9 protein-coding genes are annotated in these 11527 nt (G+C 47.7%); 8 read left to right on the forward strand and 1 reads right to left on the reverse strand.

Annotated elements, in window-relative coordinates; translation table 11 throughout:
• Window positions 1-27: 27 nt before the first annotated feature.
• From Q9R46_RS04720 to Q9R46_RS04755, 8 genes are all read left to right on the forward strand, one after another.
• Window positions 28-714 (forward strand): HAD family hydrolase, encoded by a 687-nt coding sequence (locus Q9R46_RS04720; RefSeq protein WP_311279139.1) that lies wholly within the window; start codon window positions 28-30, stop codon window positions 712-714.
• 286 nt (window positions 715-1000) lie between these two features.
• Window positions 1001-1891, forward strand: a complete 891-nt coding sequence (locus Q9R46_RS04725) for a carbohydrate ABC transporter permease (protein ID WP_311279140.1) — start codon at window positions 1001-1003, stop codon at window positions 1889-1891.
• A 22-nt stretch (window positions 1892-1913) separates the two neighbouring features.
• Window positions 1914-2795: a carbohydrate ABC transporter permease gene (locus Q9R46_RS04730; protein WP_311280946.1), complete on the forward strand. Its 882-nt coding sequence runs from the start codon at window positions 1914-1916 to the stop codon at window positions 2793-2795.
• 116 nt (window positions 2796-2911) lie between these two features.
• A complete protein-coding gene (locus tag Q9R46_RS04735; RefSeq protein WP_311279141.1) occupies window positions 2912-4657 on the forward strand; it encodes a cache domain-containing sensor histidine kinase in 1746 nt (581 codons plus the stop codon).
• A 14-nt stretch (window positions 4658-4671) separates the two neighbouring features.
• A complete protein-coding gene (locus Q9R46_RS04740) occupies window positions 4672-6279 on the forward strand; it encodes a helix-turn-helix domain-containing protein (RefSeq protein ID WP_311279142.1) in 1608 nt (535 codons plus the stop codon).
• A 129-nt stretch (window positions 6280-6408) separates the two neighbouring features.
• Window positions 6409-7809: an ABC transporter substrate-binding protein gene (locus Q9R46_RS04745; protein ID WP_311279143.1), complete on the forward strand. Its 1401-nt coding sequence runs from the start codon at window positions 6409-6411 to the stop codon at window positions 7807-7809.
• 93 nt (window positions 7810-7902) lie between these two features.
• Entirely contained in the window at window positions 7903-8238 is a 336-nt protein-coding gene (locus tag Q9R46_RS04750) for a cupin domain-containing protein (protein WP_311279144.1), read from the forward strand.
• Window positions 8235-10169 (forward strand): alginate lyase family protein, encoded by a 1935-nt coding sequence (locus tag Q9R46_RS04755; protein WP_311279145.1) that lies wholly within the window; start codon window positions 8235-8237, stop codon window positions 10167-10169. The genes Q9R46_RS04750 and Q9R46_RS04755 overlap by 4 nt, the downstream gene beginning before the upstream one ends.
• A 146-nt stretch (window positions 10170-10315) precedes the next feature.
• On the opposite strand, the gene Q9R46_RS04760 is transcribed toward Q9R46_RS04755, so the two are convergent.
• Window positions 10316-11494: a YheC/YheD family endospore coat-associated protein gene (locus Q9R46_RS04760; RefSeq protein WP_311279146.1), complete on the reverse strand. Its 1179-nt coding sequence runs from the start codon at window positions 11492-11494 to the stop codon at window positions 10316-10318.
• Window positions 11495-11527: the final 33 nt, after the last annotated feature.

The following is an 11527-nucleotide window of genomic DNA, read 5'->3' on the forward strand; positions in this document are numbered from 1 at the left end:
AATCTCACTCCGAAAGGAATTTTGCATATGACTAATAAAGCGGGTTTACGTAAACCGGAAGCGATGATTTTTGATATGGATGGCACGTTGTTTCAGACAGAGACCTTGCTTTTACCTGCGTATCATCAGTTATTTGACACGTTGCGTGCAGAGGGCTACTTTGAAGGAGAAACCCCGCCGGAAGAACGGATGCTCGGAAGTCTGGGCATGCTGCTTGAAGATATATGGAAAGTCGTTATGCCTGAAGCATCGGAAGCAGCCCATCGTCGTGCCGATGAATTATTGCTACAACTCGAGATCGAAGGACTTGATGGAGGCGACTCCAAACTGTATCCCGGTGTCAAAGAAACATTGACAGCACTGAAAGCCCAAGGTATTCGTCTGTTTGTTGCCAGCAACGGGCTTGAGGATTATGTCAAGGGGGTTGCGTTCGCACACGAAATCATGCCGCTGTTTGAAGGGGTATACAGTGCGGGTCAGTACAAGACCCCTTCCAAAATTAATCTGGTGCACATTCTGCTGCAGAAACACCGGATTCAGGATGCCTGGATGGTAGGCGATCGTTCTTCAGACGTCGAAGCGGGCAAAATGAACAACCAGACCGTTATCGGCTGTGCTTATGCCGGATTCGGCAGGGATGAAGAACTTGCCGGATCCGATGCACTGATCTCGGATTTCACGGATTTGCTTCGTCTATATGAAGAAGCAGAATAAGTGCTTTAACGCTGCATGATCATGGCAACACCCCTGACAAACACAAAGCTAGCTGACCTTCATATGTATGTCTGAGCACCAGCAAAACAGTGCATAAACAACGGCTATATCAACGATTCAAAGCTCTTTGCCACATACCTGTATGGGCGTTTTTTGCGCCTGTGCAGGTTTGTTTGCTTTTAGCACGCAGTCACATTCTCCCCTGTAGAAAGTTGATTTCCCTATCCCGCATGTAATGTAAATCCCTCTATACTTTCATTCAAAAGCTATAGGGGGTCTGATTCTGATGAAACCATCCAAACTGAACGCCTACATCTTCATCATCCCAAGTCTCTTTCTCACACTGGTATTCGGAATCTATCCGTTGTTATGGGCTCTGCGCTACATGTTCTATGATTATCAGGGCATCGGTAAGCCAATCTTCATTGGACTGGATAACTTTGCGCGAATTATGCGTGATGGACAGTTCTGGGATTCGGTCAAAAATACGGGGGTATATGCACTCGGTAAACTCGTCATCACCATTCCGCTGTCTCTGATTCTGGCAATTATCCTGAATCGAAAGTGGCGCGGGCGCTCCTTGTTCAGAGCGGTTTTTTATCTTCCAACCATTTTTAGCGCATCCGTTATGGCAATTGTCTTCTTCATCATTTTTAATTCATATAACGGCATTCTGAATCAATTGTTACTCAAGTATCACATCATCTCCTCGCCGATTGGCTGGCTGGATGCGAATCATGCCATGCTCACAACGATCATTATTGCTATATGGGGTGCTGTCGGTAACTACATGTTATTGTTCATTGCAGGTCTGCAAAGCATTCCGGAGGAGCTGTATGAGGCCGCATCACTGGATGGAGCAAGCGAATTCCAGAAATTACGCAATGTAACGATTCCGCTGCTCGGACCCGTGATGCAGATGATCATTATGCTTGCGATCACGACAGCACTTAAGGGGTACGAGAGCATTATGGTCTTAACCGAGGGCGGACCTTATGGCAAAACAGAGGTCATGTATTTATACCTGTTCAAACTGTTATTCCCTGTTTCGGCTGACACGCAATCTTTGCAACAGCTGGGTTACGGAAGTGCAGTCGGATTCACAACAGCTCTCATTGTAGGGGCGGTGACGCTCATTTACTTCCAGATTTCCAAAAAGCTTAATGATGTCTACTAATCTTGATTAGGAGGGAACGATGATGACTCAAACCGTGCTTGCACCCGTATCTTCGAATTCAGGTTCAGTCCGCTGGACTCGCTGGACGAAGCGAACCATCCTCTTTATATTTTTGCTGATCATTGCGATCTTGTCCCTGTTCCCGATCATCCTCGTGTTACTAGGATCGTTCAAAACCAATCAGGAACTTACCGGAGGAGCAACAATCTGGCCGAAAATATGGCAGTTCTCGAACTACAGCCAGGCTTGGAAGACGGCGAATTTTTCCGGATTTACGTTGAACAGCATCTTTGTAAGCATTGCCACAACGGTAGGAACACTGATCGTATCGTCCATGGCTGCTTATGCAGTGGATCGGGTGAATTTTAAAGGCAAAAAAGCGTATACCCTGCTCATGGCATCCACACTGTTTATTTCGATTGGTGCGGTGGTACTTAGACCACAATTTGATCTCATGGTCAAGCTGGGTCTGAACAATTCGCTGTGGGGTGTCATCATCATATTAATCAGTGCCCATGCGGCAACCTATTTTATTCTCGTTGGGTTCTTCAAGAGTATCCCCCGTGAACTGGATGAGGCTGCGATGATTGATGGCTGTAACTTCTTTACTACCTACTGGCGGATTATCCTGCCACTTCTGCGTCCGGGTCTGGCTGTGGCTGGACTGGGTGTTTTCCAAAACTCATGGAATGAATATATTCTTCCGTTTGTATTCACGATGAGCAATCCGAAGCTACAGACCTTGCCGGTTGGTTTGGCGAACCTTCGCTACGGCATCGGGGCCGCAGCCGAAGTTCAATTAATGATGGCCGGGGCCTGTCTGTCCATTTTACCGCTGCTCGTTGTCTACATTTTTGCGAATAAATCATTCATGCAAGTTACGCTGGGTGCTGTCAAAGGTTAGGGCGGTAAAGCTGAGGAAGAGATTTCGGGGAACGGTATTCCGTGCAGATTCCGCTGTGCTATACTCTTTTTAATTACAGCGGACAGGGCCAGTCCTTGTTCAAGGAGCGACCGTCTATGATGTCGTATTTCTACAGAATGTCTCTGAAAAAACGGATACAGCTTATCTACATTTTTCTCGTTGTTTTGTGCATCAGTGTGACGGGAATTTGCTCTTATCTCTTCGCTGCCAAAAGCATAGAGCGAAACGCGCTTGAATTAAAAAAGAGCATTCTGAACAAGTCCGTACAGGTGATGGATGAGCATCTGCGTCATATCGTCGTTTCATCCTATTCGTTCATGCTGAGTGACACGTTTACACAGGTGATGAAGGATGTGCGTAATCATAATGAGGGGCGTTATTATCAGAATCTCTCGCTGCTTCAGACCACATTCGCCCAGCTGAAGCTGGTAGAGCCGCTGATCGATACCGCATATTTGAAGACACCGATCGGCAATTTTTTCTCGACAAAAGACTTCCCGAATCAAAGCACTGCGTTTGACAAGGAATATGGAGAAGTTGTCAAGAAAACCGGCTGGAATACGATGTGGTTCGGTTCACATCCCAGCGAATTATTCCAATCCCGGGGGAATGTGTTGTCACTGCTGCTCAAACCGATTGTGATCGACAACCATACCTTCTCGGAGGTATACATGGTCGTTAACATGAAGGAAGCTGCGATGAGAGATATTTTAAATCAGGATCTGATGAACGGTCAGGTGCAATTGTTTTTACTTCATAAAAACGGTAGTGAGGTCATCCGCCCAGGGTCGGGGACATTTAATCTGGTGACGGAACCTGGTTTTGCACAACGATTAAATCGTGAAGCAGGGGATTTCACGTATACCAACGTACAGGGACAAGAGATGTTGGTGAATTATTCAGCTCTATCGATGAATGAAGACTGGGTTATGGTCAGTGTTCAGTCCAAGGCCGATTTGTTATCTCCGCTGAAGAAGATTCGCTGGTTGGTCATCCTGATTATGCTGTTCTGTATCCTGCTGGCGCTCGCATTGTCCGACCTGTTATCCTCTGCGCTTCTGAAACCGCTGAACAAATTGCGGCGGCTCATGGTTGAGGTAGAGTACAACGACTTGGAAGTACGCTTTCGCAGCAAATATGACGATGAGGTCAGTGCCGTAGGGCATCGCTTCAATCGGATGCTGGATCAGATTCAGGTTTTGTTTGAAGAGGTGCGGGCCACCGAACAGGACAAGCGAAGGTTAGAAGTGAAGGCGCTTCAAGCACAGGTTGATCCTCATTTTCTGTACAACACGTTAAATACGATGTTCTGGAAAAGCGAGAGCGGGGAGAAGAAGGATGTCAGCGCCATGATTGTCTCTCTCTCCCTGCTATTCAGACTCGGGTTGAATGATGGGAAAGACATGACCACCGTGGAGCAAGAGATCAAACACGTCGAGCAGTACATGCAGTTGCAGCAGCAATGTTACGAAGACTTGTTCGAATACCGGATTGAAGCAGAGGAGTCCTGCAAGGGAATCGAAATTCTAAAAATTTTGCTCCAGCCTCTGGTAGAAAATTCGATCCTGCATGGTTTTAATGATAAGGAAGATTTAGGACGCATTCTGATCCGGATTCATCATCTTGAAGATACACTCCGTTTGGAGGTCAAGGACAATGGATGCGGCATGGATGTAGCGAAAATGAATGCGGAAGAAACAATAGAGGGGAACCGGAAAGGATATGCTATATCCAATCTGGTTGATCGATTAAACCTACAGTACGGTGAGCAAGCCTCGCTTGAGTTCCTTAGTGAAATAAACGTGGGCACTACCGTGGTCATCACCATTCCGATTAGCTAGGAGGGAGCGTGCGTATGGAGCAACGGACGATGTGTGTTATGGATGATATTCAGGCTGTGGTCAAGGGCATCGTTTCCACGATTCCGTGGGAGGAGCATGAGGTTCGGATTGTGGGCACAGCGAACAATGGAGAGCAGGGCTGGTCGCTTCTGGTCGAACAGCAGCCGGACATTGTCATTACGGATATCAAAATGCCTCGGCTCAGCGGACTCGAACTCATGAAGCGGGCAACGGATGCCGGACTGCGCTCCAAGTTTATTTTTATCAGCGGATACTCCGATTTTCAATACGCCCAGGAAGCGATCAAGCTTGGAGCCTTCGATTATCTGCTCAAACCGTTTACCCCGGAAGAAATCTTGGGTGCGGTGCTAAAAGTGAGAGAGGTCATTGAGAGTGAACAAGCGAAGTCGCAGCAACTTCAAAAGCTGAAACAGAAAGCGGTTAGTAGCAGTGAGTACGAACGTCACAGTTATCTTCTGGGTCTGCTTCGGCATGAAATCGGGGGATATCTGAATGAAAGCCGGTGGGATGAGCTTGACATGGAGCTGGATTCCTCCAACCTTAATGTCATGGTCATTGAGGTGGATGGCTACACACGCTATGGATCAACGATGCACCTGGATGCAGAGATCGTTCCGTTTGCGGTTCAGAATATCGTCAGCGAGACATTGAATCGGTATACGAGAAGTGTTGTACTGCGTGAAAATCGTTACCGGCTGGCCGCTATATTTAATACATCCGACCAGATTGAGGTATCCGAGCTCATGGAGCAATGCCGTCGCAATGTGGAGCAATATAGCAAAAAGACCATATCCATTGGAGTCGGCACAATGGCCCGCAGACCACAAGAAATATGGATATCTTATGCCAATGCGGATAAGGCGATATCCTATCGTTTTTACAGTGAAGGAAACTGCATTTTCGAGTATGTAGAACTGGAGAAGCTGGATGTTGTGGCTCCCGTCTATCCGTTGGAAAAGGAAAAGGAGCTATTTTACGCATTGAAATGTGGCAATGAAAGTTCTTGTCACCGAATCATTGATGACATTTTGGAAGTTTGGCAGAACGCCAAAGGTTTTCCCGAACCACTGACGATGATTCGTCTGTTATCCGGGCTCGCATTTGCGATCTACCGGGCATTCTGTGATGAGATCACAGAAGAAGAACGCCTTCGTCTGGAAGCAGACCTGACTGTGCTTGAAGCGATGCGTTCGTTGACGTTTGACGGCTGGGGAGCATACATCAAGCATTTCAGCAGTATGGGCTGCGAGATCATGGAGAAGAAAAGGCTTACGGATGTCAAACAGGCGATCAGCAAATCCCAAGAGTTTATCAGCATGAATCTGTCCGAAAATCTGACATTGCAGACTTGCGCCCAGTCCGTTCATTTAAGTCCAAGTTACTTTGCCAATGCGTTCAAAAAGGAGACAGGCATGACCCTGATCCAGTATATTACGAAGCTGAGAATGGAAAAGGCCAAAGAACTGCTGGTTGCGGGGGTGCAAGTACAGGAAATATGCCAGATGCTGGGGTATGAGGACAGACCGTATTTCAGTGGCCTTTTCAAGAAGTATTGTGGCATGACCCCTACACATTTCCGGCAGATGTATGAAAACGGATAAGACAGAGATCGTCATTTTTCCCACCTTGCATAGTCAGAATGTCCCTCACTTCGACATAAGTGGAACGTTTATCATTACGTTAACGGGGAACCGGACAGGTTGTCCAGACAAGCATAAGGGGGCATTTCAATGGTTAAAAAGTGGATGATGACTACACTAAGTGCTGTGCTTGCATTAACGGTAGCTGGTTGCTCGACAGACAGTGGAACGACAACGGGCAGCGGGGCTGCAGCTGGCGGCGGAGAACAGAGTAGTGGCAAAACGAAAGTGGTCTATTGGACTCCGGACCGCCACGATGCTGATTTTATGAAATCCAAGATTGATCAGTTTAACCAGACCAACAAAGACAACATCGAAGTGGAAATGACCGTCATGGGTGATAATTATCCGCAGGCCGTTGATATCGCTTTTGCGAGTAAACAAGCTCCCGATGTGTTTCAAATCGACGATTTCCAAACGTATTATCAAAAGGGGTATCTTGCTCCAATCGACGGATATATGAGTGATGCCATGAAGGCAACGTTCAAGGACAGCCTGATCGAAAATAAAAATACGATTGATGGAAAAGTATATACCCTTCCGAATACGGGCCAGATCTGGAGACTGGTATACAATAAAGATATTTTCCAAAAAGCAGGCATTGCTTCTCCGCCTAAAACCATTGCCGAGATGGTAGCTGATGCAAAGAAAATTACCGAAGCAGGTAAAAGCGAGGGCATCTATGGCTTCGCCAGCCCATTCAAAAGTGGTAGTGGTTTCTGGAGAGCGGCGAACACCATTGCCGGTGCAAGCACGAACGAAGGTATCGACGGCTTTAACTACAAGACAGGTCAGTTTGACTTCAACATGTACAAGTCGATTGCCGAGGCACTTCGTCAGATGAATCAGGATGGAAGCATGCTTCCGGGTGTGGAAAGCCTGGATATTGACCCGCTGAGAGCACAATTTGCACAAGGCAAAATCGGGATGTACATCAATCACTCCGGTGAGCCAGGTGTCTACAAAGATCAATTCCCGACCAAAGAAAATTGGGGTGCAGCTCCTGTGCCAACAGATAACGGTACGATTAAAGGGGCTTCGCAAGTCATTGGTGGTTCCTATATCGGCATCAATGCTGACTCGAAAAACAAAGAAGCAGCTTGGAAGTTCATGGAGTACGTATACAGCACGGATCTGCAAAGCGAGTACTATGAAAAAGGGTATGGTATTTCCTTAATCCCTGCAGTACTCAGCTCGGATAAAAAGCCTAGCATTCCAGGCATTGAAGGTTTCTTGCCTAAAAAGTATGATGCGATCTTCCCTGCCAATCCAAGTGTGATTACAGAGAGCTCGTTGGAAGGCATGAAATGGGCTGAAGCTTTCTCAGCCTATGTATTTACTGGTGGTGATCTGGATGGCGTGATCAAGGATCTGAACACACGGTATAATGCAGCACTTGAGAAAAGCAAAGCGGCTGGCCTGACAAAAATTGAAGCTGATCCATCGTTCGATTCATCCAAGCTTCAAGGCAAACTGTCCAAAGAAGAGTAAAACCTAAACATGGTGGCCGTCGTATTCATACTTCGGTCGCTTCACTTTACTGAGACTATTAAATCATTTTTACCTGGGAGAGGGGAATATCCAATGATTATTGACACGAATTCCGTAAAACCTCATATCATTAACGAGACAAGTTCGCGTAAAATTCTGGGAATGGGCGGAACACTCATGATGGTGGAAGTTACCTTTGCCAAAGGTGGGATCGGCGAAGTTCATTCCCATGATGCGCACGAGCAAGTCAGTTATATTGTTAAGGGCAGCTTTGAGGTTCAGGTAGGTGAGGAGACCAAGGTTCTCAGAGCGGGAGATAGCTTCTATGCCGGCTTGAATGTGCCGCACGGGGTAAAGGCGCTGGAAGATGCGATTATACTGGATGTGTTCACGCCGTTCCGTCAGGATTTTCTTGAGGCAGACCAATGAGTGATTTTTACCTTTCAGCAGACGATCTGCAGCAGGCAGCGCTATACTATCAGGAGCATTTTCCAGAGGAAGCCCGAAATTCGGTGACGATTGCCAACCGTGCTATTCTGAATGAATTTATTGTGCCATATACGAATGATCTAACCAACTGGATTCCACTGGGTACGCCGGTGGACTGGCTTCACAATCCGACCAATGATCTGGAGTTCACGTGGGGCATTAACAGGCACTGGCATATGCTTGATTTGGGCAAAGCTTATCTGATGAAAGGCAACCCGTTATATGTGACTACCTTTATCGATCACTATCGTACATGGAGAGAACAGAACCCAGTGCCTGTGCATCTGGCATATGACGAGGCCGTTTTTTTTCAGAAACCAGGTCCTTGGCGTTTGCTTGAAACAGGTCTGCGTGTGCAATCCTGGATTGCCGCGTACAAATATATGGAATCCAGTCCACAACTGGACGATGCCTTTCGGGACGAATTTTTGCAAGGATTGGAGGAGCACGCGGAATTCCTGACGCATTATCTCGGCAGTACGGAGATCAACCACGCCATTATGCATATGCAGGGTTTGTTTATGATTGCAGCTTTCTACAAGGAGCATTCACGCAGTCCATTCTGGCGTCAAGTGGCTACCGAACGGCTGGAGCTGTGTCTCCTGCATCAGTTGAATGAAGAGGGAATCCAGGTCGAATTGAACACCCACTACCATAACGCGAGTATTGAGATGTTTGGTACACCGTATCTGCTGGCAGGTATTTCGGGACATCCGTTCTCGTCGTGGTATGGAGAATGTTTACGGAATATGGCCGCGTTCACCGAAGCCATGATCAGACCCGATCATCAATCGACGGGCATTGGAGATTCGGACTGGCTTAGTGATGGACGACAGCGGTTGACCCTGTTAGGTGCGATTCTGGGAGACGAGGATCTCATGGCTCGCGGAACCGACAGTTCAGAATGCCTATGGCTGGTGGGGGTGGAAAAATACGAGCAATGTGTCAGATTACAGGCGGGTGCTTCCCGTTCATTGACAAGCCGCACATTTCCCCAGACCGGATATTATGTGATGAGGGATGAGAAGCAATATTTGTTTTTTGATGCAGCTCCGATGGGGGGTGCTCACGGTCATGCGGATGCCTTAAACATTGAATGGATGTGGAATAACCGACTGTTTTTTACGGATACCGGACGTTATACGTATGAAGAAGGGCAGTGGCGTCATTATTTCAAAAGCACGCGCGCACATAATACGATTACCGTAGACGGGACAGATCAGACGCCGTATGTATCGACTCAGCAATGGGGGGAGCCGGAAGCAGAAGCGAGAACACACCGCTATGAGAGTCGCGCAAGCTATCACTTTATCGATGCTTCACAAGATGGATATACACATCTACCCGATCCGGTTAGCCATCGCCGGTGGGTGCTTGCAGGCAAAAGTGTACCTCTGCTTCTGGTGGTGGACTGGCTGGACGCTAATGAGAAACATACATTGGAGCAACGATTCCATTTGCATCCGGATGCACTGCTTGTATTGCGCAAGGAAGATCAAGCGAAACAGCGAGCAGGCATTCGGTTTGACGATTCCTCCACGAAGCTGTGCATTAAATTTTTGATGGCGGGGGATGGCAGTGAAACGTTTGAGTTGACAGAACAGGTGGGCTGGGTATCTGAAATCTACGGCTCGAAATCGGAAACGGCTGTTATTCAAGGCAAAGCTGAATTTGCTGGCAAAGTGGGCGTTGTGGCCATAGGCCTACCGGCTGACGAATCAGAAGAAGCTGTGAAAGTTACAGGCTGTGCACTGGAGCCGGAACAAATGAGGTTCACGCTAGATTACGAGTACCGCGGTCAGGAAGCTCGGATTGTGATCGACGAACATCAGGTGGACTGGAAGTCGTTAGAACCTGATTGCATATGCTGAAATTTATAAAATGATAAGCTCCATGCTACTAACTAGATAGGTGGAGAAGAACTGAAAAAGGATTGAAGGCTCGATGTACTGCCGAACCTTCAATCCTTCTTCAGTTACCCAGCCTGGAGGCTACGCTGTAGGATCAGCTAGCTGGTTTATTTCACTCTCCGGCCTCGCTTCAGCCTCGCTGCTTTAGAAGTAACGGGCCTGGGAGAGGGAGGTTTTCTAACCGTTTGAGCAGGACGGTTGCGGTATACCCACAAGGCATATTCGAGCGGCTGTGTGATCGCTTTATAATAAATGCTTCGTTCACCAATTCGGGCAAAGACTTCACGGGCAGGTTTGGGGTTGACCTCAAGCAGGTAGATCTGACCACTTTTGTCTATCGCCAAATCCAGTGCAAGCTCGCATAGATCCCCATACGTATCCTCCAGGAACGAAGCTACATCAATGCCAAATTTTGCTGCCGTTGCTGTCACTTCTTCTCGCAGTTCTTCTTCGGGAATCCATTGTTTCATCAATCGCTGCATGGCTATGGCCTGCCCGCCTCCATGAAGGTTCGAGGTTACGCTTTTCTCGGCGCCCATGCGCCCTGCACATCCTGTGAGTTCCCATTCGCCTTCTCCGTTTTTCTGAACCAGCATACGGTAGTCGTGTACCCTGCCGTTAGGAAGCTGGAGCTGAATCCCTTTCTGCACCAGATATTTATCTTTCATGTTCCAATGCTGGAGCAGGGGGCCGAGCCTTGATAGATGAACTTTACGCGGTGTAATAATGCGGCGTTTCTGATCCCGGCCTTGAACGAGCACTGTACTGGGTTCCTTGTTGCTACGTTCTACGCGCAAAATGCCGCGTCCGCCTGTGCCGTTGATCGGTTTCAGATAGATCAGCGGGGACACCTTGAGCATTCGGTTTACATCGGACATGTCCTGAAATAAAATCGTTTCCGGCAAATGCTTCCGGAAGGCGGATTGCTCGGACAGGGTTTGATGAATGGTCCATTTATTGCGTAAAGGCCGGTTTAGAAAGAGCAGATGCCCGTATTTTTCACGAAAGGCAAGGAGCTGCTGGAAACGATGGTTTCGCTGAATGCGACACCGATCAAAAATCAGATCCGGGAATGCGCGCCATTCCCTGGACCAGCCATTCTTTTCGTCATACACCATCGCTTCGATCTGTCTGCCGCCGGAATGGACATCAGCAGGTGTGAATACATAAATATCAAGTCCCCGTTTGCGCCCCTCCAGAATCATTCGGCGGTAGATGCTTCGTTCTTCCAGAGCGCGGTGTTCATTCAGATACAATGTCATAATGCCCAGAACAGGTGAGGACACAAACAATCACCTTCTTTGTATGCAGTATTCCTG

This window comes from Paenibacillus sp. RRE4 (genome assembly GCF_031844205.1).
Taxonomy (GTDB): domain Bacteria; phylum Bacillota; class Bacilli; order Paenibacillales; family Paenibacillaceae; genus Paenibacillus; species Paenibacillus xylanexedens_B.